The 26184-nt window shown below is 70.1% G+C and carries 15 protein-coding genes and 1 pseudogene; 8 read left to right on the top strand and 8 right to left on the bottom strand.

All coding sequences use genetic code 11. The features are described 5' to 3' along the window. Positions 1–52: 52 nt before the first annotated feature. Positions 53–2983 (bottom strand): AfsR/SARP family transcriptional regulator, encoded by a 2931-nt coding sequence (locus OHA25_RS00430; protein WP_327585687.1) that lies wholly within the window; start codon positions 2981–2983, stop codon positions 53–55. A gap of 225 nt (positions 2984–3208) precedes the next feature. On the opposite strand from OHA25_RS00430, the gene OHA25_RS00435 reads away from it, so the two are divergent. The 3 genes from OHA25_RS00435 (at position 3209) to OHA25_RS00445 (ending at position 10909) form a co-directional block, all read left to right on the top strand. Next, positions 3209–8356 (top strand): fibronectin type III domain-containing protein, encoded by a 5148-nt coding sequence (locus OHA25_RS00435; protein ID WP_327585688.1) that lies wholly within the window; start codon positions 3209–3211, stop codon positions 8354–8356. Between the two features lie 65 nt (positions 8357–8421). Continuing rightward, entirely contained in the window at positions 8422–9762 is a 1341-nt protein-coding gene (locus OHA25_RS00440) for a hypothetical protein (protein WP_327585689.1), read from the top strand. Between the two features lie 34 nt (positions 9763–9796). After that, positions 9797–10909 carry a hypothetical protein gene (locus OHA25_RS00445; protein ID WP_327585690.1) on the top strand — a complete coding sequence of 371 codons (1113 nt, stop codon included), beginning with the start codon at positions 9797–9799 and terminating at the stop codon, positions 10907–10909. Positions 10910–11122: 213 nt separating this feature from the next. Here OHA25_RS00445 and OHA25_RS00450 read toward each other — a convergent pair whose 3' ends face one another. Next, positions 11123–12043: a CHRD domain-containing protein gene (locus OHA25_RS00450; RefSeq protein WP_327585691.1), complete on the bottom strand. Its 921-nt coding sequence runs from the start codon at positions 12041–12043 to the stop codon at positions 11123–11125. Between the two features lie 204 nt (positions 12044–12247). Here OHA25_RS00450 and OHA25_RS00455 point away from each other — a divergent pair, with 204 nt between their 5' ends. Beyond that, positions 12248–13954: a DUF1996 domain-containing protein gene (locus OHA25_RS00455; protein WP_327585692.1), complete on the top strand. Its 1707-nt coding sequence runs from the start codon at positions 12248–12250 to the stop codon at positions 13952–13954. A gap of 82 nt (positions 13955–14036) precedes the next feature. Here the strand turns inward: OHA25_RS00455 and OHA25_RS61060 are convergent. Together OHA25_RS61060 and guaA are read right to left on the bottom strand one after the other, a co-directional pair. Further along, positions 14037–14240, bottom strand: a pseudogene (locus OHA25_RS61060) (type IV toxin-antitoxin system AbiEi family antitoxin domain-containing protein); the annotation flags it as partial. Positions 14241–14265: 25 nt separating this feature from the next. Next, on the bottom strand, positions 14266–15813 hold the full coding sequence (gene guaA / locus OHA25_RS00460) for a glutamine-hydrolyzing GMP synthase (protein ID WP_327585693.1): 1548 nt from the start codon (positions 15811–15813) through the stop codon (positions 14266–14268). Between the two features lie 98 nt (positions 15814–15911). Between guaA and OHA25_RS00465 the strand changes: the two genes are divergently transcribed. Then, on the top strand, positions 15912–16862 hold the full coding sequence (locus tag OHA25_RS00465) for a hypothetical protein (protein WP_327585694.1): 951 nt from the start codon (positions 15912–15914) through the stop codon (positions 16860–16862). On the opposite strand, the gene OHA25_RS00470 is transcribed toward OHA25_RS00465, so the two are convergent. Both OHA25_RS00470 and OHA25_RS00475 read right to left on the bottom strand, forming a co-directional pair. Beyond that, complete coding sequence (locus OHA25_RS00470; RefSeq protein ID WP_327585695.1) at positions 16853–17674, bottom strand: SDR family NAD(P)-dependent oxidoreductase; 822 nt, start codon at positions 17672–17674, stop codon at positions 16853–16855. The genes OHA25_RS00465 and OHA25_RS00470 overlap by 10 nt on opposite strands. Before the next feature lie 10 nt (positions 17675–17684). Beyond that, complete coding sequence (locus OHA25_RS00475) at positions 17685–19175, bottom strand: DUF885 family protein (protein ID WP_327585696.1); 1491 nt, start codon at positions 19173–19175, stop codon at positions 17685–17687. 78 nt (positions 19176–19253) lie between these two features. Here OHA25_RS00475 and OHA25_RS00480 point away from each other — a divergent pair, with 78 nt between their 5' ends. Then, positions 19254–19997, top strand: coding sequence for an N-acetyltransferase (locus OHA25_RS00480; RefSeq protein WP_327585697.1), 744 nt, complete (start codon positions 19254–19256; stop codon positions 19995–19997). On the opposite strand, the gene OHA25_RS00485 is transcribed toward OHA25_RS00480, so the two are convergent. Next, positions 19994–21145, bottom strand: a complete 1152-nt coding sequence (locus OHA25_RS00485; protein ID WP_327585698.1) for a PLP-dependent cysteine synthase family protein — start codon at positions 21143–21145, stop codon at positions 19994–19996. The genes OHA25_RS00480 and OHA25_RS00485 overlap by 4 nt on opposite strands. 23 nt (positions 21146–21168) lie before the next feature. Continuing rightward, on the bottom strand, positions 21169–21549 hold the full coding sequence (locus tag OHA25_RS00490) for a hypothetical protein (RefSeq protein ID WP_327585699.1): 381 nt from the start codon (positions 21547–21549) through the stop codon (positions 21169–21171). Positions 21550–21861: 312 nt separating this feature from the next. Between OHA25_RS00490 and OHA25_RS00495 the strand changes: the two genes are divergently transcribed. Together OHA25_RS00495 and OHA25_RS00500 are read left to right on the top strand one after the other, a co-directional pair. Continuing rightward, the gene (locus OHA25_RS00495) at positions 21862–24114 is read left to right on the top strand and encodes a WD40 repeat domain-containing serine/threonine protein kinase (protein WP_327585700.1); all 2253 of its coding nucleotides are present in this window, start codon (positions 21862–21864) and stop codon (positions 24112–24114) included. Positions 24115–24145: 31 nt separating this feature from the next. After that, the gene (locus OHA25_RS00500) at positions 24146–26074 is read left to right on the top strand and encodes a beta-propeller domain-containing protein (RefSeq protein WP_327585701.1); all 1929 of its coding nucleotides are present in this window, start codon (positions 24146–24148) and stop codon (positions 26072–26074) included. Positions 26075–26184: the final 110 nt, after the last annotated feature.

Genomic DNA, 26184 nt, shown 5'->3' on the forward strand with positions numbered 1-26184 from the left:
GCCGCGATGTCAAAACCAGGCAACGCCGGCGAGATCGTCCTGGCACAGGGCACTAGCGCCTGCTCGCGGGCTCCGCCTCCATGAGATCGGCCAGCGCTTGCCGCGCCTGGGTCTCCCTGGCGGGTATGCGCAGCGACTGCCAGATGGCGAGCGCCTGGCGGTAGGCGTCCGCGGCGGACGCGGCGGCCCCTCGAGCCCGGAACACTTCGCCCATGGTGATCAGCGCCCGTCCGAGGCCCCACGGATCCGAGTGGACATGTGCCTGCTCGATGGCCTCGGCGGCGATCGCCTCGGCCTCGGCCCATCTCCCCTGGGCCGCAGAGAACCCGGCGAGGTCCCCACCTGCATGGGCGAGATGGGCATGTTCGCCAACGGCGAGCAGAATGGCGCGCACCCGTTCCAGGCAGACCTCGGCCTCGGCGAACCGCTCTTGCCTGCAGTAGATCAGACCGGTGCAGCGGAGGGCCCATGCTTCCAGAAGGGGGGTCCGGCTGGCGCGGAAGGCATCCCGGGCGCGCTCGAACAGGCTGAGGTAGTCGCCCTCGCGGTGTTGGTGGCGCCAGGTGAGAATCCGGCGGGCGGTCACGAGCCCGACTGACAACCAGTCGCCGTCCGTGCCCTGATGGGGCTCCGGTTGGGAGACGGGAGCCGGAGAGGGATCGGATCCAGGTTCGGCGGCCAGCCGGTAGGCCTTCAGCGCGCGTTCGCCGTAGCCGAGCGCGGCCAGATAGTCGTCACGGTCGCTCTCGACCAGCATCAGCAGGCCGAGCATGGTGGCCCTGCCCTGGTCGTCGCCGAGCAGTTCTGCGGCCCGCAGGCCGGATGACAGCACCGCGACCCGCTCGTCGTGGCGACCCTGCAACTCCAGGATGTTCGACAGACGTTGCGCGAGCGGCCAGGCCAGCCCCGCGTCGCCGCCTGAGTCACCGCTTGAGTCACCGTCCGGGTCAGCGCCTGAGCAACCGCTTGAGTCACCGTGCGGGTCGCCGCCTGCGTCCGCCGCGCGGCGGACGAGCGAGACCAGAGTCTCGCGTTCCTCGTCGAACCACTGGACCGGACGGTCTCGCACGCGCTCGACGATCGCGTCGGGTGGTCGCCAGCCCGGCTCAGGAGCAGGATCAACCCCCACCCAGTGGGCCAGCCCGTCATCGGCGGCGGCGGCCAGGGCGAACCATCCGTGCGTGGCGCGCCGGACCGCCGCATCGCGCTGCCCGGCGTCGCCGCCCTGCGCCGCCAGCTCCGACGCGCACAGCAGGACGAGGTCGTGCATGCGGTAGCGGGGACCGGTGGCATCGCGCCCCGCGGGCTCCACCAGGTGCGCCTCCACCAGCTCATCGAGGACGAGCTCCGCACCCGGGCCGATGAGCGCAGTCGCCACCCAGGACGGGAAAGGGTTGATCCGCAGGAAGCCGAGCCACCGGAACAGCCGCTGCTGGTCACCGGTCAGGTCGCTGTAGCTGTCCAGGATGCCGGTCCGCACCGCGGCGTCACCGAGCCGCAGCCAGTCGAGGCGCGTTTTCGCGTCCCCGAGGCGGTCGGCGAGGTCGGCGAGGGTCCAGTTCGGCCGGGTCGCCAGCCGTGCTGCCGCGATGCGGACCGCCAGCGGAAAGCCGCCGCAGTAGCGTGCGATCTGCCTGGCGGCCGCCAGGTCCTGCCGTTCACCGGCGGCCTCACGGAGCAACTCGACGGCGCCGGCCTCCGGTAGCGGAGGCATCTGCAGGGACAGCCAGGCGTCGGTGCCCGCCAGCCGCCGCCTGCTGGTGATCAGTACGGCGCAGCCGGGCCGTTCGGGCAGCAGGGCGCCGATCTGGTTCTCCTGCTGGGCATTGTCGATGATGACGAGCACGCGCCTGCCAGTCAGTATCCCTCTGAACATGTCGACGCGGTCGTCAATGCTGTCGGGAAGCGCCTGCGGCGGTACCCCGAATGCCTCAAGGAACCGTCCGAGCAACGCCTCGGACCGGCTTGACGGCGAAAGCCTCGCGCAAAGGATGCCGTCGGGGTAGTCGCGCCGCAGTTCGTGGGCCAGCCGTACGGTGAACGCCGTCTTCCCGATGCCGCCGGGACCGGTGATGACCACGCGCGGCGAGGTGGCGGCGTCCGCGGTGCGCAGGGCCGTGACGACCCGTTCGATGAGCTCCCCGCGCCCTGCCAAGTCCGGGATTCGCGCCGGCAGTTGGACGGGCGGCGGATGGCGGCACGTGTAACCTGCCGGATCGGCACGCGTCGGAACCTGGTCGCCGCCCGCCTGGAGCATGTCCATCTGGAGCCGCCGCAGCCCGGCACCCGGCTCCAGCCCCATCTCCTCCGCCAGGCGTCGCTGCGCCGCGGCGTAGACACCCAGCGCCTCGGGGGTGCGCCCGCCCTGGTGCAGGGCGCGCATGAGCTGTCCGACCCCATGCTCACGGAACGGGTGCTCGGCCACGTGCGCGGTCAGCTCGCCGACCAGCTCGCGGTGCTCGCCGAGCGCGAGCCGGTGCTCCCAGCACTGCTCCATGGCGGCCAGGCGCTGCTCGTCCATGCGGGCGGCGGCCGACGTCAGGGGCCCACCGGCGGGACCGCCCAGAGCCGGGCCGCGCCACAACGCGAGAGCGGCACGCAGCGCCTCTACGGCGCGATCGAGGCGGCCTTCGCCGGCGAGGGTGCCAGCCTCGGCCACCCGGTGCTCGAACCGCTGCCAGTCGAGCTGGGCGTCATCGTCCAGCCGCAGCAGGTATCCGGGTCCATCGGTGACGATCCGGTCTTCTTCCCCGGCTGACGCCAAGGCGCGCCGAAGGTCGGCGACGCCGTTCTGCACCTGCTTGCGTGCGGTGGAAGGCTCGTTGCCGTCCCACACCGCCTCGATGAGAGCTTCGATCGACACCACCCTGCCGGGCTCGAGCAGCAGCATGAGCAGGATCTTGTGCTGTCGAGGGCCGCCCGGCCGGATTCGCCGGCCGTCCCGGCGTACGTCGAGCGGGCCCAGGATCCGGAACTCCAGCAACGGGCCCCCACCTCCGGGAGGAGTCGGTCAGGTCGGCGCGTGGGCCAGCATACCGAGGACCAAGGACGGATCAGGGATGGATCAATGACGGACCGAGGGCGGCGTCCCCCATCCTTGAGCGCGGATCACAACATGGCACTCTCCTCCGGGCGCAGATCGAAGAGGAGGGCGGGGAAAGGCTGATCATGCGCTTGGTACAGCCGTTCCCTTCTAGGGAGGCAACACGTGTTACAGAAGATGCTTCGGGCCCTGGTCGTCGCCGTCCTGTTGACCGTGGGCGGCACGGCGCCGCCCGCGGCTGCCGATCCGGGAGGACCTGGAGGCTCCGAGCCGACGGCTGATCAGGCGGCAACCGCGTCCGCGAGCAGGTCGGTCGGCCAGTACGTCCCGCTCGACCTGCCGGAGCGCATGGTCGACACCGGTGCGGGAGGCGTGGCCGCGGGCGGGACGGTGACGCGCAAGCTGGCCGGAAGCAATGGCATCCCCGCCGAGGGGATCGTGGCCGTGGCCGCGCACGTGGCGGTCGGATCACCGTCGGCCGCCGGATCGCTGCGCGCCTGGGCGGCCGGCGACCCGGTGCCGCAAGTGACGACGGTCACCTTCGACGCGGACGTCCAGTGGTCGTCCGCCCACGCGGTGATCCGGCTCAACGCGGCGGGTGAGGCGAGCTTCTTCAACAACAGCGCCGGAAACGTGCGCGTTGTCGTGGATGTCAACGGCTACTACGTCAGGGACGCCGTCCCCGAGGGCCTGCGGTTCGTCCCCGCCGTCCAGAGCAGGATCCTGAACACCAAGGAGGGCGTCGGCGTCTCCACCACCACCCCGGTCGGGCCGAACTCGTCGATCACCTTCCAGGTGGCCGGCAAGGGCGGGCTGCCCGCCGCCTCCCAGATCGGCGCGGTCGTGCTGAACGTGACCGCGGTCTACACGACCGCCACGGGATCCTGGCAGGTCTATCCGGCGGGCTCCTCCCCCCGCTACGGGCACGGTCATTTCGTGGCGGGCCGTCACAAGTCCACCACCGTGATAACCAAGTTGTCCACGGACGGGCGACTGTCGCTGCGCAACGCCGGTCAGGGAAGTACGCACTACCTGGCCGACGTGGTCGGCTACTACCGGGCGGCGCCGTCGGCGGTGCCCACGTCCGGCGTGATCCCCGTCAAGCCGCAGCGGGTCCTGGACACCGCCGCCGACGGCGGACCGATCCCCGCCAAGGGCACCAAGGTGCTCAGGGTCGGCGGGACGGCCGGAGTCCCGCAGTCGGGGGTGTCGGGGGTGGCGCTGCTGCTGTCGGCCCGCGGCTCGGCGCACGCGAGCTTCCTGACCGTCTACCCGGGCGGGACGAGCGCTCCCGATCCGTCGTCGGTGCAGTTCCCCGCCAACGGGACCGGCTTCAACCTGGTGTGGACCAAGACCTCGGACAACGGCACCATCCGCATCTACAACGGCAGCGCCAGCCCCGTCCAGGTCTGGGGAGACTTATACGCTTATGCCGAGGCTGCGACCAAGCCCGACGCACCGACCCAGGTCAAGGCGGAGGCGGGAGACAAGCAGGTCACCGTCTCCTGGCAGAAGCCCTTCGACGGCGGTACGCGCATTACCGGGTACACGGTGACCGCGTACCCCGGGGGCAGGACCGCCACCACCACCGGCGCGACGACCGCGACGGTCACCGGCCTGGACAACGGCACCGGGTACACCTTCACCGTCACGGCCACCAACAGCCTGGGGACCTCGCCGCCGTCGGCGCACTCCGCCCCGGCGATCCCGGCCGACCCGAAGCCCCCGGGCCGTCCGCTGATCACCGAGGTGTTCCCGCGCGACGGCGAGGTGCGGGTGAGCTGGAGCCCGCCGGCGACCGGCGCGGCCGGGGTGACCGAATACGTGGTGGCCGCGGAACCCGGCGGCGTGAGCGTCAAGGCGGGTCCCCAGGACACTGAGGCCGTGGTGTCCGGCCTGGACAACGGCACCGTCTACACGTTCACGGTGACCGCGGCCAACGGCAACGGGTCGGGACAGCCGTCGCCGACGTCGGAACCGGTCTCACCGGCCGAGGCGGAGGTTCCGGTGAAACCGCTGATCACCGCGGCGGTGCCGCTGGACGGCAGGATCGACATCCAGTGGGCGCCGGCGGCCGACGGAGGCTCGGCCATCACCGGCTACACCGTGACCGCCGAGCCGGGCGGGCGCACCGTGGACACCCCGCCCGACACCACCGTCGCGTCGGTCTCAGGGCTGACCAACGGCACCGCGTACACCCTGTCGGTGGTGGCCAAGAACAAGGCCGGCACCAGCCCGGCCGCGACGACCGACCCGCTGACGCCCGACGCGAGCCGGGCCCCCGCCGTACCGACAGACGTGCGTGCCTCGGTCGTGGCCGACGGCTCGATCAAGGTGACGTGGACCGCGCCGGAGGACACCGGGACCGCGCCGATCACCTCCTACACGGTGACCGCCACAGGAACGGGCGGCAAGTCGGCGACCGTGACCGGCACCTCCGCCACCCTCACCGGCCTGCGCGCCGACACCGGCTACACCATCAAGGTCGCCGCCACCAACACGCACGGCATCGGCACGGCCAGCGAGCCGACCGGGCCGGTGATGCCCGACCTGTCCGTCAAGGCGACCCCTAAGGTGCTCTCCAGCGGCGCGCTGAACACCCTCCAGGCGGCCCACCCCGACGGGACGCTCGACTTCGTCCAGCCGCCGTCCGAGATCACCTCGCTGACACCGGGCACGTTCATCATCGCCACCTCACATCCGCGCCTGCCGGAGGGCCTGTTCCGCAAGGTCACCGGCGCGCGCGAGATGAGCGGGCTGTTCGTGGTGTCCACCGCCCACGCCGGTCTCGACGAAGGGCTCGGCGCGGGAGCCGTCGCCTACGACGAGACGATCAGCGCCGCCGAGATCCGCGATTTCAAGCCCGCCTCGCCCGGCGTCACCCTGGTCCAACCCATCGTCGAAGGCCGCACCCTCCAGCAGGGCGCCCCGCGCGCGACCCGGGGCGCGAGCATCGGAATCCGCGACGGCGAGGCCGTGATCAGCTTCTCCACCAGCGTCAACGGCTTCCCCTACGCCTCGCTCCAAGCCGAGGCCGGGCTGCGCCCCATCCTCAAGGGAGGCATCGACATCGGCGTGGACGGTGTCAAGACCCGGCTGAAGCTGGGTGCGCAGACCCGGGCCAACGCGACACTCAAGGCAGGCATCGGCGGCGAGCTGGAGCAGACGATCCCGCTGGGCTCGTTCACCACCACACCGATCACCATCCCCGCCGGGCCGGCCCCGATCGTGCTCGTCCCCGAACTCACCTTCAAGGCCACGGTCAGTGTGAACGGCTCCGTCGGCATCCGGGTCTCGGCGGGCTATTCCCGCGTCATCGCCGGCGAGATGCGCACGCACAACGCCACCGTCACCGACTTCAACGTGATCAACGAGCCGGGCAGCAGCAATTACCTGGACGACCTCCAGGCCTACGGCTCGGTCGGCGCCCAAGCCGGGGTGTCGGTGGGCCTGCTGCTCAAGGTATACGGCGTGGCGGGCCCGGAGTTCAGCGCCGGCCCGTACGTCAAGGCGACCGTCGACGTCGGCGCGAATCCCTGGTGGGAGGTCCGGGCGGGCATCTCGGCCAGCGTCTCGCTGAAGCTGAAGCTCTTCACCTTCGAGCTGTCCAAGGACTGGCCCATCGCCGACGTCAACACCGTGATCGCCCGGGCTCCCGGCGCTTGGGACGGCATCCTCATCGAACCGGGCAGCGCGGACATCGGGCTGAACGAATCCCTCACCCTCAAGGTCACCGCGAACGGCACCCCACCGCCGGTGCGCTGGCGAGTGGTCTCCGGCCCGGGCACCATCAACCAGGACGGCGTCTACACCTCCGACGAACGCGGCGTCGCCGAGATCGAGGCCGCTCCGACACAGGGCGACAAGAAACCCGCCCGGGCGGGCATCCGGGTCGGCACCCGGCCGAGCGCCCCGAAGGTCGAGGTCAAGCCCGCTCCGCTGGCGCTGCGGGTGTCCTGGCCGGCGGTGACACCCGGCGACAGCCCGGTCACCGAATACGCCATCACCACCCACCCGCCTACTTCGACCACCTACGTGCCCGTACGCGCTGGGGCGGCGAACTACACCGCCTACACCGGCCAGCTCAAGCTCGGCTCGTCGTACTTCGTGAGGGTCACCGCGATCGCCGAGGGCCTGGACGGGGAGTCCGCCTGGGTGGGACCGACGGCCCCGACCGCCCTGCTGGGCCGCCTCGGTTCGCCCACCTATATCGCGACAGACGCCAACGGCAACCCGGAAAAGTTCGGGGTGTACGAATTCACGCTGTCCAACAACGGAAGGTATGCCTTTTTCGGAATCGAGGCCCGCAGCAACCTGGCCCCACCCGAGATCTATGACCCGAACAGCACCGCTCACTATCTCATACGCAGGGATCTGACCACGGGTGAGATCGAGCTGGCGTCCCGAGGCACGGATGGACACACCCCGATGACGACGGCGTATTATCCATGGGCTTCGCCTTCTTACGATGGAAACAGCGTCGCATTCATCACCTCGGACGCGGGCGGAGACTCGCCGGGCGAACGTGTCCTCGTTCACGACATGGCCGAACTGACGACCTGGGAGGGCGCACCGGCCGGCGACGTCGCGACGAGACCGCTGTCCCCGGAGCTCTCCGGGGATGGAAATGTCCTGGTGTACCAGGAGCGCGATGGCGAAGCCCCGCTCGGCGACGTCGACGAGCCCATCTGGCGCAAGCAGCGGAACGCCGCGCGGGAGCTCGTCGAGCCATGCCCGCGGGAGCGCTGGGTGTGTCGTGCCGGCAACGTGTCGCATGACGGCAACCGCATCGTGTACTCGCGCTGGGATGTCGCCACGGATCGAGGCATTCCCATGCTCTGGGAGGCGGGTAGCCGGACCAACCTCATGCAGAACGCGTCCGCCAGCGAGTACGCAGCCGCCCCCGTGATCTCCAGCAACGGCGCCAAGGTGGCAGTCCGCTATCTCAACCAAAGCACGGAGGGAATCGCAGTCGTACCAATCACGGCGACGTCTATCACCGAGGCGGACCTGGTCGTGAAAAGAGGCATCACCCCGCCCAGCCATCCGAAGTCATACCCGGCCGACCTGAGCGCGAACGGGCAACTCATGGCCTATGGCGAGACCGATGTCCTGAAAGGCCACATCCGGTTCGGGGTCGCCGATACGGAGGCGAAGACCTCCCAGCTCGTCGTCGAATTCGGCACCCACCCTGATATGACGATCAGCGACCAGGGCACCGTGCTCGGATGGCTGCAAGCCTGCGCTGAGGGAGTAGGAGTCCCGTGCCCCGAGGGCATGCTCACAGGTCCGTACGTGCAGCGGTTGAACTGATGCGATCGAGGTTCGGAATGCGCCTCACCCGACGCGGTTTGCGGTCGGCGGCGATGTCGGTTGCCATGGTTCTGGTCACAGCCGCGGCGCCGGGTTCGGCGCGCCAGGATCCCGTGTCGCACGGCACCAACAACGTGTTCGGGAACCCCACACCCGGAGTCGTCCTGCCCGAGAACCAGGCCACACTCCAACGGCAGTTCGACATCGAGATCGTCAACGTCGTCGGCGGGGCGATCACCCATGTCGGCGCCACCGGGCAGCGCACGCGGATCGGGTCGGTGGAACGGCCTGCGACGCGGCCGATGGCGGCCGGGGACGGGTTCTGGGCGTCGAAGTACTCCCGTGCGGTGAACGGGGGCGGCGGACATGTCCTGGCGGCCTCGGTCTACGTGCTGCGGCTCAAGGCCGGGCCGGACCAGGTGTACGACCCGCGCTTCTACGACACCTGGCGACCGGGCGACCCGCAGGACTGGCGTACCAGCCTGATCAACATCCGCCCCGACAGGTACCACGAGGCCGACAGCGGCCGCTGGCAGGCCGACACCATCTACACCGACATCGTCGGCGGGACGGGCATCTTCGGCGGTGCGAGCTCGCCGCCGGTCGGCTCTCCCTTCACCTACTACGACGAGGCCGCCCGGCGGTGGCGGCCCGTCACCGCCTCCTTCGCCGGCGACTACACCAAGCCGCCGCCACGCAAGCTGCGGTTCACCGTCTACAAGCCCGTCACGCAGCACGGATCACCCTCCTCCATCGAGTTCGAGAACTGGGCGGCGGGTGACACCGTCGCCGGCGTCGAGCACCCCGCCAACGGCCGCGTCCTGCTGGGCTACCCGGGCCCCGAACCGGTCCATATCGCCGACGTCCTGCAGCGAGTCACGGGCGTGGGCCGGTTCGGCGGCACCGAGTTCGCCCACGCCGGCCAGGTCGACACCAACCATCCCGGCGCCCTAACGCTGTCGACCTCGCCGTACGCCGGGTTCAGCCACGACGAGAACGTGCGCGGCGGCCTGCAGATCGTGCCGGCCAACCATGTGAAGTGGCTGAGCCACCGGCTCGGGCAGAACTCGTTCATCGGCCTGCCGCAGTGGCTGATCGTCGGCGCCGCCGGAGTGGACAAGGCGCTGCTGGACCGCCGGGTCCCCTATCTGGTGGACGGGCAACTGTCCGTCTTCCCCGGCTGGGAGGCCATCGCCCCGATCTTCGGCATGTACGTCAGGACCGCCTACGACGCGGCGGACCCGGACTGCGGCACCCGTTTCACGGTCTCCACCGACTACGGGCGCACCTGGCGGTCCAGTCCGGAACTGGTCGGCATGCGCGACCCGTCGAACTGCGCGAATTCCTCCTGCGTGCAGAACTGGACGAACATCCGCCTCCACCTCCGCTACCCCGCGGGCCCTTGACGCGCGGTAGGAACCTTCTCCCGAGGTAACCGATATGAGAACCACCAGGGCGGCTTTTGCCGCCGCCGTCATGATCGCGCAAGCCGCTTGGGCGGCCGGGACCGCGCACGCCGCCGCGGATCCGCTGCAGCCGGCCGCGGCCTGCCCGACCAGCGGCGAGGTTTACCGGATCTTCATGGCCGCAGACGGGTCCGACGCTGCCGACGGCTGCACGCGCACAACCGCGGTGGCGAGCCTCGCTCGGGTACAGGCCCTGCTCAAGGCGGCCGCCCCGGGAAAGGACGTCGAGGTCCGCATCGCCCGGGGCACCTACCGGCAGACCAGTCAGGTGTCGTGGGACCACTACGTGCCAGGCCACGCCATCTCCTTCCTGCCCACCGGCTACACGCCCGGCAACGGCAGGCCGGCCGACGGCGTGCCGATCTTCGACGGGGGCGGCGCCGCCGGGTGGTGGTTCAAGGCCACGCTGCCGAGCGGACATCCGGGCGGCGCCACCATGCTGCGGTTTTACTACCTGCAGGTGCAGAACTACGCCAACGGGCTCCAGATCGTCGGCGGGTTGACCACGTCTGGCGGGCGGCGCTTACCCGCCACCAAGGGAGCCAACAAGAACATCATCTGGGGCATGACCTTCACCAGGCTCGGCAACAAGCACGCACCGCAGACCGCCGGTACCGCGGCGCTGTCGCTGGCCAACTCGAAGGGCAACCGGGTCGAGGCCAGCCATTTCAAGCAGCTGGAGAACACGGGCTCCGAAGGCAAGCTCATGCATGGCGTCTACCTGGAGACCCACAGCAATGGGAACACGGTGACGCGGAACCGGTTCGAGCTGGTCAGCGGCGACGCGACGCGGGCACGCAACGACAGCAACGGCAATCGCCTCTTCGACAACACCTTCCGCAGGACCGGGGTGCGCGGCGCGTACGAGGAGTGGTTCTGCCATCCCACGACCGGGTGCGACCGGCCGACCTCCCAGGAGTGCGCATCACACGGGAACGTCTTCTACTCCAATGACATCGGCGCCGCCTACGACGGCGGCACGCTGCCGGACTGGAGCCTGATGCCGCCGGGCAACCGCTTCGCCGGCGACCACCCCGGCTGCACCAACGAGGGCCAGCCGAGACTCCGGACATGGAGCAACACGTGACAGCGGCCTAGGCCGGCTGCGGCGCGCAGGGCGGGGAGATCCGGGCGCCAACGCCGCGGCGCGCCGCACCGCCGCGACCGACCGGCTACCCCAGAGATTCCGGCGCCCGGACGGATCCCTGACGAACTGGTGATATCGGCGGCAGGGGCCGACCTCACCGACACCCCGTCGGCCTGACCGGCGAGGCGTCTCGGCGTCGGGTTCGGGAGATCTCTACCAGCCGCCCCTGTAGAGCTGGCCGCGGACCGCACCGCCCGGGAACTCGGCGTTGTGCAGGTTGGCGTACCAATTCTTGGGGTTGTTCTTGATGCGGAAGGCCACCTGGGAGGGAGCGGTGGCGGTGCCGGCCAGGCCGTTCACGCCGGTCGGCAGGCCCTTCTCGGCGGCGAAGAACGGCACGGCCACGGGGCCGTTCTTGCCCTTCGGCGCGCGATGGATGTGGGCGGCGGTCGGCGCGGCGACGCGGTTCCAGGCGGTGGCGAAGTGCACCTTGGTGCCCTTCACCCAGACGAGCCAGGCGGCGCGCCCGTCCGGGTCGCCGACCTTCATGCCGGGCGCCGGCACCTCCTGGTCGCCGTCGGCCACCGCGGTGAGCGTGCTGCGATTCCCGACGGCCAGCACGGACTCGAGCACCACCGGCCGGACCCGGTGCAACTGCGCGCGGACGGCGCCGCCGGGGAACTCGCCGGTGTGCAGGTTGGCGTACCAGCCCATGGGGTTGTGCATGATCCTGTTGAGCAGCCCGAGGTCCTTGACGTAGACGGTGCCCTTGATCGCGCTGAGCGAGGCGGGCAACGCCTGGCCGAAGAACGGGATCCGGACGTCGCCGTTCTGGCCGGCGTCGCCCCGGTGGATATGGAAGCCGGTCGGCGGGGCGACTTTGTGCCAGCGGATGGCGTAGTCGACTCGGTTGCCATGGATGCGGAACACGGCGATCGCACTGCCGTTGCCGTCACCGACCTTCATGCCCGGCGCGGGCACTTCGTTCTTGCCGTAGAGCTTCGCCGCGAAGTACATCGGGGTGCTCGACTCGGCCTGGGCGGCGGCCGGGCTGAGGGAGGCGCTGATCAGCCCAGTGGAGATCAACGCCGTGGCGAGCGCGAGGCCGGGGACGGTGAGGATGCGCTTCGTCATGATCGACCCTTTCGAGGCCTCACGAGGTGAAGCCCCCATAGCGGAGGTGACGCAGGGTGGTACGCCCCGCGTCGTCCGCTGGGTTCAATCCGGAAATGTGGATAAATACGCATTCGAGCCCGGCCACGGCCGGATGAACCCTTCGGTTTGCGGCGCCGTACCTCTCGAAGATCGGACTATCCCGACACCAGAAGGAGGGGCCGCATGCGGATTCCATCGGGGGGAAGACGATTCAGACCGTGGTTGGGGGCCGCTTGCCTGGGCGGGAGCATCGCGCTCGCCCTGTCGGGCTCCCCGGCGTTCGCGCACGTCGGCACGGCCGCAGCACAGAGCATCGTCTGCCCAAGCGTCGCGGACAAACTTCCCCAAATACCGGCCACCGCCCAGGCCGAGGTCGACCGCAACCTCGCCCTCCTGGACAAACAACTCCAGGAGGCCAACGACCGACTAGCCCGCTCCGTCGGCCAAGGAGGCCCCAACTTCGTCCAGAACGCCATCCTCGGCCCCCTCGCCTCCAAACGAGGCGCCACCATCGACCGCATCGCCATCGCCATCGGCCGCACCGCCCAACGCCCCACCGGCCTCGACAACCTCGCCACCTGCACCCTAAACGACTCCGCCGCACCGGCGCCCACCGACGGCACGGCCACACCGGCACCCACCGACGCCGGCACGGCCGCACCGGCACCCAGCGACAACGCGACGGCCACCCCCAACCCAAGCTCGACCTCAGGTCCCGGGACGGGACAGGCCATCGTCTGCCCAAGCGTCGCGGACAAACTTCCCCAAATACCGGCCACCGCCCAGGCCGAGGTCGACCGCAACCTCGCCCTCCTGGACAAACAACTCCAGGAGGCCAACGACCGACTAGCCCGCTCCGTCGGCCAAGGAGGCCCCAACTTCGTCCAGAACGCCATCCTCGGCCCCCTCGCCTCCAAACGAGGCGCCACCATCGACCGCATCGCCATCGCCATCGGCCGCACCGCCCAACGCCCCACCGGCCTCGACAACCTGGCCACCTGCACCCTCGGCAATGCGGGGAACGCCGCGCTGTCGGCCGCCGACTTCGTCGACATCCAGCAGGTTGCCGCCTCCGAGCAACCGGAGCCGAGTGAGAGCGGCTCGACCGGCACGTTCGTCTCCCGATGCGGCACGAGCAGCGAGGGCCACAGCAACAACGACAACGTCATCACGGCCCCCGGCGTGAGCAACGGAACCCAGGCCCAGTACGACTACGTCGGCAACATGTCCACCGACGCCGTCTCCACCAACGAGAGCCTTGCCGACGCGGACACCACCTGCCGCAACCCGTCCGATCAGTCGGCCTACTTCTGGCCGGCCTTGCGCGTCCTCGACGCCGAGACGGACGCGGACGCCACCGGCACGGCCGTACAGCCGTCGTCGGTGCGACTGGAGTACCGCGGCAACGCGACCTCCGAGGTCACCGCGCCACCGCAGTTCCTCAGGATGCTCGCCGGCGACGCCAGAGCCGCGACCAACGGCGGCGCCGAAGCCCGCCCGACGTGGACGTGTACGGGCTTCACCGACCGCCTGACCGACAAGTACCCCATCTGCCCCTCCGGCAGTGACCTGGTCCGCGTCTTCGACATGCCGAGCTGCTGGGACGGCGAGAACCTCGACAGCGCCGACCACCGCACCCACCTCACCTTCCCCGACGAGGAGGGGGCCTGCCCCAGCGGCACCGAGGCCGTGCCGCAACTGCGCCTGACGCTGACGTACGACGACGTCCCCACCACCGAGCCCGAGGGCACGGACGTCCCGTTCGCTGTGGACAGCTTCGCCAGCGAAGGGAACAGCCCGAACACCGACCACGCCGGCGCCATCGTCGTGATGTCGGAGCAGCTCATGAACAAGGTCGTGCAGTGCATCAACGGCGGCAAGAACTGCTGACCCAGTAGGCACCCGCCTGCCGACGGCCGGACAGCACCTACCGGAGCGAGTCCGGCCGTCCCTGCGCGCTACCGCGCGTAGATTAAGAGATCACCCCATGACCCCGGCTCAACAGTGCCCAGCGGACGAGATGGTCATGTTCGCCTGCAGGGAGATCGGCGAACTCACGGAGGCGATAGACGCCGCGATCGACGCGCACCCATTTGCCGGTGTCGACGTGGTAGTGCTGCGCTTGGTAGGTATAGCCGTCCTCGATGGCCTGGGCTGCGGTGAAATAGCCACGCTGGTGGCTGTCGAGAGCTCGGCCTACGTCACTCCCACTCGATGGTGCCCGGGGGCTTGCTGGTCACGTCGACGACGACCCGGTTGATCTCCCGGACCTCGTTGGTGATCCGGGTCGAGATCCGCGACAACACGTCGTACGGCACCCGCGCCCAGTCCGCCGTCATCGCGTCCTCCGAGGTGACCGGCCGCAGCACCACCGGGTGGCCGTACGTGCGCCCGTCCCCCTGCACGCCCACCGACCGCACCTCGGCCAGCAGCACCACCGGGCACTGCCAGATCTGGCGGTCGAGGCCGGCCCGCGAGAGCTCCTCGCGGGCGATCGCGTCGGCCTCGCGCAGCAGGGCCAGGCGTTCGCGGGTCACCTCGCCGACGATGCGGATGCCGAGGCCGGGGCCGGGGAACGGCTGGCGCCAGACCATGGCGGCGGGCAGGCCGAGCTCCTCGCCCGCCCGGCGCACCTCGTCCTTGAACAGCGCGCGCAGCGGCTCCACCAGCTTGAACTGCAGGTCCTCCGGCAGGCCGCCCACGTTGTGGTGGGACTTGATGTTGGCGGTGCCGGTGCCGCCGCCCGACTCGACCACGTCAGGGTAGAGCGTGCCCTGGACCAGGAAGTCCACGGGGCCGTCGGCCATGATGGCGCGCTGCTCGTCCTCGAAGACGCGAATGAACTCGCGCCCGATGATCTTGCGCTTCTCCTCGGGGTCGGTGACGCCGTCCAGCGCCTTGAGGAAGCGGTCGGAGGCGTCGACCACCCGCAGCTTGACGCCGGTGGCGGCCACGAAGTCGCGCTCGACCTGCTCGGCCTCGCCCTTGCGCAGCAGGCCGTGGTCGACGAAGACGCAGGTCAGGCGGTCGCCGATGGCCCGCTGCACGATGGCGGCAGCCACCGCCGAGTCCACGCCGCCCGACAGCGCGCAGATGGCGCGGCCCTCGCCGACCTGGCGGCGTACGGCCTCGACGGACTCCTCGACGATGTTGAGCATCGTCCAGGTCGGGCGGCAACCGGCCGCGTCGAGGAAGTGCTTGAGCACCACCTGGCCGTGCTCGGAGTGCAGGACCTCGGGGTGGAACTGCACACCGTAGAGGCCGCGCTCGACGTGCTCGAAGGCGGCGACCGGGGTCTCGCGCGTCGAGGCGGTCACCCGGAAGCCCGCGGGCGCGGCGGCGACGCTGTCACCGTGCGACATCCAGACCTTCTGGCTGGCCGGCAGGCCGGCGAAGATGATGCCCTCGTCGAGCACCTCCAGCGCGGTGCCGCCATATTCGGCGACGCCCGTGCGGGCCACTTCGCCGCCGAGCGCCTGCGCCATGGCCTGGAAGCCGTAGCAGATGCCGAACGTGGGCACGCCCGTCTCGAACAACCCATGCGGCACGGGCGGCGCACCCTCGGCGTAGACCGAGGAGGGACCGCCGGAGAGGATGATCGCCTTGGGATTCTTGGCCATCATCTCCTCGACGGGCATCGTCGACGGGACGATCTCGGAGTAGACGTGGCACTCGCGCACCCGCCTGGCGATGAGCTGTGCGTACTGCGCGCCGAAGTCGACCACCAGCACTGTGTCGAATTCAGACACCGTGAGAACCCCCCCAAAGGCGAAATGCGGTACCCCCAGTCTATCGGCCCCGAATATTGCACCTGGCCTGCCGGGGAGACTCGTGCTAACACAGAAAGGTGGATCTTGTCTGGCCGGTGGCCGCGTGGGCCGTGTGGGTCGCCGCGCTGGCCGCCGCCTTCAAGGTGTCCAGCCGCGAGCGGCCGCCGAAGGCGCCTCCTGCGCGGGACGCGCCTCAGCCCGTGGTAGAGCTTCTGCGCGACATGCGGGCGCAGGAGGTGTTCCATGCGGCGCTGTTCGAGCTGGCCGGGCGCGGGTGGGCGACGGTCGAGGGCGACCGTCTTGCCTTGGCGATACCTCGGCGGGAGCCGCTGCTGCCGTACGAGCGCTGGGTGCTGGAACGGGTGACCGCCCGGATGAAAGGGGCCGCGGACGCGCCGGTCGTCGCGCTCATGCCGGACAGCGACGGTCTGGAGCGCGAGTTCATGCCACTGGTCCGGCAGAGTGCGATCGATCTCGGTCTGGCGCGGCGGCGCTGGCCCACCATGATCGTGCCGGTCCTCCTGGCCGCCGCACTCGTCGTCCCCTGGTACGCCACCATCACCAGGTCCGGGGTGTCGTGGGCCGGCGGGATCGCGACGATGGTGTCGTTCGTGGCGGGGATAAGCCTGCTCATGGGCGGGCGGGGATTCCTCCCGACCGCGCGCGGCCGGGAGATCGCCGGGCCTGAGGCCGCGCCCCTCAACCCCGAGCAGGAGTGGATCTTCACAGGCAGCGGCTGGCACGGTGTGGAGATCGAACCCGCCGAAGCCGCCTGGCCGGGCCACAAGCGGCAGGAGGTCACCGGCCACGTCGTCAAGCGGTGGGTCCACGTCGAGTCGGGCGGCGAGCACGGGTCGCGGCGGGACTACTACATCGCACTGCACGACGGCAGCTCCGACAAGGCCACGGCGTTCCGCGTGGAGCAGGGTGTCTACAAGGACGTGCTGCCGGGCGACGCGGTCCGGCTGGTCGTCAAGCCGCGCAGCGGCACTGTGGTCAGGGTGCTCGCCCACGAGCGTCACTGGTAGGACGGCAGGTTTCCAGTCAGCAGGGTCTCGGTCTGCAGGCGCAGCCTGGCGGCGTATTTGGGATCGCTCAGCACCAGGAACCGCTCCTCGCGGATGGCCTGCACGGCCAGATCAGCGACCTCGGACGGCTCGATGCCGCCCGCCGCGGCCCTGCCGACCTGGTCGAGCGCCTCCACCTCGTCCTGGGTGGGGCTGCCGGCCAGAATGGCCGGGCGTACGCGCTCGGACTCGGCGATCCGCGTCCTGACCGCCCCCGGGCAGAGGGCGGTCACCCGGAGCTTGGCGCCCACGGCGGCCAGGTCCTGGGCGAGCGCCTGGGAGGCGGCCAGGGCGGCGTGCTTGCTGAGCGCGTAACCACCCGACCCGGAGACGGCGAACAACCCCGCCACCGACACCGTGTTGACGATGTGCCCCTCAGCGTCCTGCTCGATCATGCGCGGCACGAACGCGTGGACGGCATGCAGCACACCCCAAAGATTGACGCCCAGCAGCCAGGCGAAGTCCTCCTCGCCGCGGGTCCACATGTGGCCGCCCTGGTAGACGCCGGCGTTGTTGCAGAGCACGTGCACGGCCCCGAGCTCGCCGAAGCAACGATTGGCCAGGTGGGCGACGGCGGCCGCGTCGGAGACGTCGGTGATCTGCGTGAGCACCTTGCCGTCCCCGGCCAGCGCGGCGGTCTCCGCGAGCCCGCCGTGGTCGACGTCGGCCAGCATGAGCGTCATGCCCTCGGCCGCTAACCGCAGGGCCAGGGCCCGGCCGATGCCGCTGGCCGCGCCCGTCACCACCGCAACCTTGCCAACGAGCTCGCGCACGTGATCGACGCTACAGGATCGCGCCGATCAGTCCCAGGGGCGGCGAGCCCAGATCGAACAGCGCCTTGTGGAAGCGCTGCACGGTGAAGCCGGTCCCCCACTCCGTGCGCGCCCGCTCCCGCAGGTCGAGGATGAGCAGCTTGCCCCAGGTGTAGCGGCCGTACGTCGGGTCGAAGGTGGCCCGGCGGGCTTCCGACAGCGCCGCCGGCCCCGCCAGATGCGTGTCCGACTCGAAGCGCCTGGCGCCTTCCTCGACCGTCATCTGCCCGGTGTGCACGCCGATCGCGCAGGCCAGCCGGGTGACGCGGATGAGCGCCTCCACCCACACGCCGATCTCGAAGCGCGGGTCGCCGGCCTCGAACCCCTCCTCGACGCACAACTCCTCGGCGTAGTGCGCCCACCCCTCGATGAACGCCATCGACTGCAGCAGCCGGCGCACGTCCGACGGCGCCCGGCGCAGCGCACGGGCGTGCGAGAAGTGTCCCGGCGCCACCTCGTGCACGTTGATCGCCGGCAGCGTCGTGTGGCTGAAGACCTCCAGCCATTCCTCCTGGTCCTGCTCGGGCCAGGAGGGGTCGGGCGGCGTGATGTGGTACCAGGACGGCCCTTCGGGCTCGCCGGGCGAGTTCCAGGCCATCATCGCCATGGCCCAGCGGCGCGACTCGGGCGCGAGACCGACCAGGCACTCACCGTCGTGGTATGGCACGAGGTCCTTCTCGCGGGTGAACGCGATGGCCTTCTCGGTGCCCGCTCTGGCCGCCTCGATCACGCCGTCCGCGTCGGGGTGGTCTTTGACCAGCTCACGTACGACGTCCAGCGGCGGCCCCGAACGCCCCAGCCGCGCGCAGGACTCGGCGAGCAACCCCATGAGCCGGTCGCGCTCGGCGTCGGCCCGCTCCGCCAGCCGGCCCAGGTCCACCGGCAGGCCCTCGGCCGTGCCCATGAGCCTGGCCAGCACGTCGCCACCGAGCGAGGCGTCGGGCTCGCCCTCCGCCGCGGCACGCTCCATGTGGGCGACGAGCCTGCCATGCGCCGCCAACGCCTGCTCGTCCGTGACACCGGCTGCCAACCCTCTGGCGGCGCCTATCAGGGACTTCGCGACCGGCGCGCTCATCTGGTCGAGCGCGGCGATCGCGCCGTCCACGGCGTCCGGCCAGAGCGCGAGATGGGCCGCCTTGGCCGCGGCGCGCTCGGCCTCGGGGCCGTAGTCGCGGTCGTAGCAGGCGAGATCCAGGTTCGACAGGTGCACCATGGGGTTCTTGCGGTGCAGCTGCAGCTCCCCAAGCTGAAACCGCAGGCTCTCCTCGAACACCTCCAGGTGCTCGGCGTCGTGCGGGTCGGCCGGCGCGGCCCCCTCGCCGAGCCGCGCCAGCCCGGCCCGTACGCCGTCGGGCGACAGGTCCTGGATCCGGCCGTCGTACTCGTGCCTGCCGCCGCCCTCGCGCGCCTCGGCCACCATGAGGTCGGTGACCGCCTTCAGCCTGTGATCAAGTTCCGTCATGTCGCCGACGCTAGCGCACGGGCATTGCACCGATAAATCATGCGCTTCCCGGCAAATCATGATGTGAGAATGCTCGGCATGGCCCTCCAGATCACGACCCTCGCCGAGCGCCCGGAGCTCGGGGCGGCGCTGTGGAACATGGACCACACCTGGCCCGTGTTCATGTTCCAGGATCCGATCGCCGATCTTTTCTACCCGTTCGCCGACACGATCTACCCCGAGTACGTGCTCGTGGCCGACGACGACCTCGACCCCGGCCGGCTGGTCGCCAGGGCATGCATGATCCCGTACCGGGCGGACGGGGACGAGCTGCCCGACGACGGCTGGGACGGCGTGGTCCGGCGGGGCTGGCTGGCCCGCCAGCGCGGCACGCGGCCCGACGCCGTCTCGGCCCTGGAGATCACCGTCCGCCGTGACCTGCAGGGCAAGGGCCTGTCGTCGATGATGCTCGCGGCGATGCGCGAGCGTGCCGCCCGCCACGGCTTCAGCGAGCTGGTCGCGCCGGTCCGGCCCAACATGAAGCACCTCGAACCGCACACCCCGATGAGCGAGTACGCCTACCGCACCCGCGACGACGGCCTGCCGTACGACGGGTGGCTGCGGGTGCACGTACGCGCGGGTGGCAAGATTGTCAAGGTGGCGTCGCGGTCGATGACGATCGCGGGCACGCCGGCGGAATGGCGCGCGTGGTCCGGCCTGCCGTTCGACCGCACGGGCGCCGTCGAGGTGCCGGGCGCGCTGAACCCGGTGCACTGCTCGGTCGAGCACGACCACGCCGTTTATGTGGAGCCGAACGTCTGGGTCAGCCACCCGCTGGGCTAAACGGTCGTACGGCGGCGCAGCTCGGCCAGGTGAGGGCCGACGTCCAGGCCCTTCCCCACGGCCCACGCGTCATCGTGGTACGTCGCCAGATGCCGGTCGGCGGCGTCGCCGATCAGCGAGACCACGGTGCCGCTCTCGCCTCTCGCGCGCATGCGTTCGACCAGCTCCAGTGCCGCCCAGAGCGCGGTGCCCGAGGAGCCGCCCACCGGCAGCCCTGTCACCTCCCTGATGTGCCTGGCCGCCGCCACGCTCGCCGCGTCCGGCACGGGGATGACCAGGTCGACGAGGTCGGGGCGGAAACCGGGCTCGATGCGCGGCCGGCCGATGCCTTCTATGCGGGAGGGCATGCCGGTCGCGTAGTCGGGGGTGTCGAGAGTCCAACCCGGGAAATACGCCGAGTTATCAGGATCCGCCACTGCGACCCGGCACCGGTGTTCCCCGCCAACCGCCGCTTCGTCGCTTGGCACAGGCCTCCCACCGACACCCGGCGCGGACCCCTCGGCAGAGCCCCCTGGAAAGGCGCCGTCGCCAGCCCACACGACAGAACCGTCGGCAGCGCTCGGGACGGGGCCATCGGCGTCGGTGCTCGGGGCAGGGGTGTCGGCTGGGCGGTGGGAGCGTAGCCAGTGGCCGAGGGTGGCGGAGGTCGCGCCTGTGCCTGCGCCCGTCACCACCCAGTCTGGGCTCACCTGGCCGAACAGCTCCTCCGCCAGGTCATGAGGCGCCGACCGGCCGAACTGGTCGAGAAAATGCCCGTCGATCTCCCGGGCCGCATCGTAGATCGCCAGCGGCGGCGTCACGAACCTGCACTCCCCGCCCAACGCCTCCACCGCCCGCGCCCGCGCCTGGCTGCGCTCGCCCGGCATGACCACGACGTACGGCAACCCGAGCCGCTGCGCGAACCACGCCTGCGCCACCGCGGCATTCCCGCCTGTCGCCTCCACCACGGTCGTGCCCTCGACGACCAGCCCATCGAGGATGGCCTGCCGGAACAACGCCCTGGCATGCCGGTGCCTCAGGCTTCCCGTCGGCTGCGCGGACTCGTCCTTCAACAGCAGCCTGATCCCGGGCGCCGGCACCGGAAAGTCGATCAACGGGGTCGGCGGCCCGGCCGCCAGGACGTCCAGCGCTCGCGCGTTCCAGCTCACCGCTCCACCCTGTCAGGCGCTGATCAGGAAGACAGTGCCTGTTCGCCACAGGCGAGCATCACACGTCCAGGTACGTCCGTTCGCCCGGCCCGAGCAGCCGGAGCCGGTGGCCGAACCCCGCGAACGCCTACTAGCGGCGATCGCGCCCCGCCCGCGAACAGCAGCGCCACGTCCACCGGCCCCACCCGCTCCGCGACGGCCCGCACGACGTCGAGCGAGGCGTTGTCGCCACTCACACCACCCACGTCGACGGACGTCCAGTTGGGCAGCCCACGCACCGGCACGCCCACGCGCTCGGCCGCCGCCCCTGTGGACAACACCAGCGGCGCGGACGTCAGATAGGCGCGCCCGGCTCTGTCCAAGTTGTCCGGGTGCTGGTCCCGGGAGAGCAGCACGACGTCCACCGGCCCGACCTCGTCGGCCCCGACGGCGGGACCGGCGGTCTTCGTGAGCGCCCTATTTCCGTGACCGTCAACGACACGGCGCCACGCCGGGTTTCCGCCCAGAGCCCGTCGTCGATCCGCCAGGTCGCCCGGTGGCAGAGCACGCGGAAGCCACCCCGGCACATCGTGGCAGCTCAGCGGGGTTTGGCGGCAGTTGACCAAGATGGACGTCCCATATACTGGCGCTGGACGTCACGTGCATACGAGAAGACATTCGTAAAGCTACTCATGGGTAGTTTTTGCGGATCCGTGCCATAGCGACAGAATCTCTTCATGGCAACCTACGCTGCGCTGCGACCCGGAGATCCACAACGGCTGGGGGGCCTGGATCTCCTCGGCAGGCTCGGCGAGGGCGGCCAGGGCGTCGTATATCTCGCCAAAGACCATTCTGGCGGACATGTCGCGGTCAAATGGCTGCGGCCCGACCTGTCCGGCGACCACGCCAGCGTCGAGCGGTTCCTGCGCGAGGTCCAGGTGGCTCAGCAGGTGGCGCCGTTCTGCACCGCCGCCGTCCTGGGCACCGGAGTCGAGCAGGACCGGCCGTACATCATCAGCGAGTTCATCGAGGGGCCCTCGCTGCAGCGCGTGGTGCAGGAGGAGGGCCCGCGCGCGGGCACCGTCCTGCACCGGCTGGCCATCGGGACCGCCACCGCGCTGGCCGCCATTCACCAGGCCGGAATCGTGCACCGCGACTTCAAGCCGGCCAACGTGATCATCGGCGCGGACGGGCCGCGGGTGATCGACTTCGGCATCGCCAGGGCGCTGAACGCCACCTCCACCGTCAGCAGCACGGTCGTGGGCACGCCGTCATACATGCCGCCCGAGCAGATCATGGGGCATACCGTGGGCCCGGCGGCGGACATGTTCGCGTGGGCGAGCACGATGGTGTTCGCCGCCTCAGGGCGGGCGCCGTTCGGCAGCGACACGATGCCCGCCGTGATCAACCGGGTGCTCAACCAGCAGCCGGATCTGGGCGTCCTGGACGGGATGCTGGGTGACGTGGTGGCCGCCTGCCTGAACAAGGATCCGGCCCAGCGGCCGACCGCCGAACAGGTGATCATGCGCCTGCTGCAGCACCCGGCGCCCAAGCCCGGCATGCTCGCGCAGGCCGCCGCCGAAGCGGCCCCGCAGGCGCCCTTCGCGCCGCCGTCCGGCCAGCCCTCGGGTCCGCAGCCGGGCCCGCCCACAGGTCCGCAGGCTGGCCCGCCGTCGAATCCTCAGTCCGTGCCGGTCCCCTATCCCGGCCACTTCTCGCACCCGGCGCCGGCCGCGCATTCCGGGCAGGTACCGCCGCCTCCCCAGCAGCAGTGGCAGCCGCCGACGCCGCGGCCCCCGTACGGACAGCCGACGTACGCGAGCATGTACAACCCGCCGCCGAAGAAGAGCAAGGCCCCGCTGATCGCCGGCATCACGGTGGCGGTCGCGTTGCTGCTGCTCGCCGGGGTGATCGTGGTCATCCAGATGGACAAGGCGGCGTCGGTGCAGGCGGGACCGTCCGACTCGGCGACGCCCGGTCGCACGCGGACCAGCACCAGCGCCAGCCCCAGCTCTGGCACCGGCACGGACGCCAGCGCCAGACCGAGCCCCAACCCGTCGTCCACGGCCGCCGTGCCGCGGACGGGCACCAAGCAGACGCTCCCCGGCAAGGTCTCGCTGTACGAGAACCCGTCCGACGCGATCGTCCTGACCTCTTACGAGATCTTCGACAAGGCCAAAGACGACTGGATCGACTACGCGAGGGGCTCGCTCCGCGGCCCGTTCACCAAATACGCCGGCAACTGGGAGTCCATGGTCTCGCCGGACGGCCGCTACCTGGCCAGCAGGGGCAGACAGTACAGCGACGACGGCTACGACTTCATCTACATCACCGACCGGCAGTCCAGTGAGCGTACGACGATCAAGACCGTCAAGGAACCGCTGATCAGCAGCATCAGGGCCTGGTCGAAGGACGGCTCGAAGATCCTGCTCAACACGGAGCGGAAGACCGGGAAGGACAAGTGGATCTATCTCGGCTTCGTGCTCGTGGACCTGGCCACGAAGGAGGCCACCAAGGTCGACGTGTCTGACTCCTCTGTCCGCGACACGGCCTTCGGCTTCGACGGCGCCGACGAGGGCGTGGTCAACGCCTACGGCAGCGAGAAGAACCGCGGCCTGCGCTTCTTCGACGCCCAGGGCAAGGCCACGCGCTCGATGCCGGGCATCGGCACGCTGTCGGCGGGCACGCAGGACATCTTCTCGCCGTCGGGCAAGACGTTCGTCACCAACTGCCCCAACGGCGGGGACGGCGATCATTGCATCTGGGACGCCGCCTCCGGCGAGCGCCTGCGCAAGTTCTATTCCGACTGCGACAAGGTGCTCGGCTTCTACGACGAGAGTCACCTCTACTGCTGGGAGCAGGACAACGGCCTCAACGACGAGATCCAGGTGATCGACTTCTCCGGCAAGCTGTTGCGCAAGCTGCTGGAGGTGCCCAACAACGTGGACTTCAGCCCCGCCTTCACCATCAATCCGCAGCGGGGCTCCTGAACCATCCGGTAAGGAAAGCCGTGATGAGGTCATGAAGACGCTGATCCGTACGGCCGTGACCGCCGCGGCACTCGTGACGGTGGCGGCCGCCTGCACCTCCTCCACGGGAGAGGCGCCGGTGCCCCCGAAGAAGACGGCCCTCGGGGCGGTTCGCCTGGTGGCCTACACCAGCTGCGACGACATGCTGGCGGGCCTGCGGGAGAAGGCGGCGGCGAACGTCGGCCCGTGGGGGTTCGGCGGCGTCATGCCGCTGACGGCGCGGGCGGAGGACACGGCGGCGATCACCCCCAACGCGAAGACGGCCGTCCCCGAGCACTCCACCACCAACGTGCACGAGGCCGGCGTGGACGAGCCCGACCTGGTCAAGACCGACGGCAACCGGGTGATCACGGTGACCGGCGGCACCCTGCGGGTCGTCGACACCGCCACGCGCAAGGTCACCTCGACGCTGAAGCTGACCGAAGGCGACGAGCGCGTCTTCGCCCCCGCCGACCTGCTGCTGTCGGGCGACCGCGCCCTGGTGTTGTTCCGCGGCTACGACGACATCATGTTCAAGGTGCGCTCGATGCTCCCGCTCGGCGACACCCGTTACGTGCTGGTCGACCTGTCCGGCGAACCGAAGGTCCTCAGCACGGTCAAACCCCAGGGCACCTACGTCGACGCCAGGATGGTCGGCTCCACGGTCAGGATCGTCACCCGCAGCCAGCCCGAGATCACGCTCCCGCAGCCCAAGGAGGACGCCTCGGAGGCCGAGCGCATCAAGGCGAACCAGGCCGCGGTGCGCCAGGCCCCGATCGACGCCTGGCTCCCGAAGATCGAGATCACGGACGCGTCGGGCGCCGTCAGGAAGGACGCGGTCCGATGCGAGCGGGTCAGCCACCCCGCCGACTACACCGGCACCTCGCTGCTGACCGTGCACACGCTCGACCTGGCGCAGGGCGTCACCGCGACGGGCACCGACCCGATCAGCCTCGCCGCCGACGGCGACATCGTGTACGGCACCGGCACGAGCCTGTACGTGGCCAGCAACCCGCGCTGGTGGTCGTTCCCGATGCCGATCGAGGACACCCCGGACGCCGCCCCGGCGGAGGAGCCCACCCCCGAAGAGCCGAAGCCGACCCCCACGATCCCGCCGGAGGAGACCGAGATCCACCGGTTCGACGTCGCTTCTCCTGGACCGCCCTCCTACGTGGCCTCCGGCAAGGTCAACGGCAGGCTGCTGAACCAATACTCGATGTCCGAGCACGACGGCCACCTCCGCGTCGCCACCACGCTCACCTCGCCTGACGGCAAGAACAGCTCCAGCACCGTCCACGTCCTGAAGGCCGACACCTTGGCCAAGAGCGGCGAGGTCGGCGGGCTCGGCGAGGGTGAGCGCATCTACTCGGTCAGGTTCATCGGGCCGATCGGCTACTGCGTCACGTTCAAGCAGGTAGACCCGCTCTACACGCTCGACCTGCGGGACCCGGCGGCCCCCAAGGTGACCGGCGAGCTGAAGATCACCGGCTACTCGGCATACCTGCACCCCGGCGGCGAGGGCCGGCTGATCGGCATCGGGCAGGAGGCGAGCGAGCAGGGCAGGACGCTCGGCACCCAGGTGTCGTTGTTCGACGTCAGCGACCCCGCCAGCCCGCGCCGGCTGTCGCAGCTGTTCCAGAAGGACTCAGGGTCGGAGGCCGAGTGGGATCCGCACGCGTTCCTGTACTGGCCGAAGACGGGCCTGTCGGTGATCCCGTTGACCCAGCAGACCGAGTCGGGGGCGCTCGTCCTCAAGATCGATGACTCGGGTGTGTCGAAGCTGGGCATGATCAAGCACCCCGTCCAGGAGAGCCAGGACTACCAGCCCGGCATCCAGCGCTCGATGGTCATCGGCGCGACGATCTGGACGTTCTCCCAGGAGGGCATCCAGGTCAACGACGCCACGACGCTCGCCTCACAAGCCTGGATCCCGCTTCGTTAAGCCACTTAAGAGGTGTCGGCCAAAGGAATCGGCTCGCAGCGACCGGCACCTCTTTTTATGGACTTTTCCAGACAAATGATGAAAGCTTTACTGACAGTCCCTGTCGAGGA

This window comes from Nonomuraea sp. NBC_00507, from assembly GCF_036013525.1.
In the GTDB taxonomy this organism is placed as follows: Bacteria; Actinomycetota; Actinomycetes; order Streptosporangiales; family Streptosporangiaceae; genus Nonomuraea.

Coding starts and splice junctions, on each gene's coding strand:
- OHA25_RS00440 (WP_327585689.1), top strand. CDS start 8,422: ATGGTTCTGGTCACAGCCGCGGCGCCGGGTTCGGCGCGCCAGGATCCC.
- OHA25_RS00445 (WP_327585690.1), top strand. CDS start 9,797: ATGAGAACCACCAGGGCGGCTTTTGCCGCCGCCGTCATGATCGCGCAA.
- OHA25_RS00450 (WP_327585691.1), bottom strand. CDS start 12,043: ATGACGAAGCGCATCCTCACCGTCCCCGGCCTCGCGCTCGCCACGGCG.
- OHA25_RS00455 (WP_327585692.1), top strand. CDS start 12,248: ATGCGGATTCCATCGGGGGGAAGACGATTCAGACCGTGGTTGGGGGCC.
- OHA25_RS00475 (WP_327585696.1), bottom strand. CDS start 19,175: ATGACGGAACTTGATCACAGGCTGAAGGCGGTCACCGACCTCATGGTG.
- OHA25_RS00480 (WP_327585697.1), top strand. CDS start 19,254: ATGGCCCTCCAGATCACGACCCTCGCCGAGCGCCCGGAGCTCGGGGCG.
- OHA25_RS00495 (WP_327585700.1), top strand. CDS start 21,862: ATGGCAACCTACGCTGCGCTGCGACCCGGAGATCCACAACGGCTGGGG.
- OHA25_RS00500 (WP_327585701.1), top strand. CDS start 24,146: ATGAAGACGCTGATCCGTACGGCCGTGACCGCCGCGGCACTCGTGACG.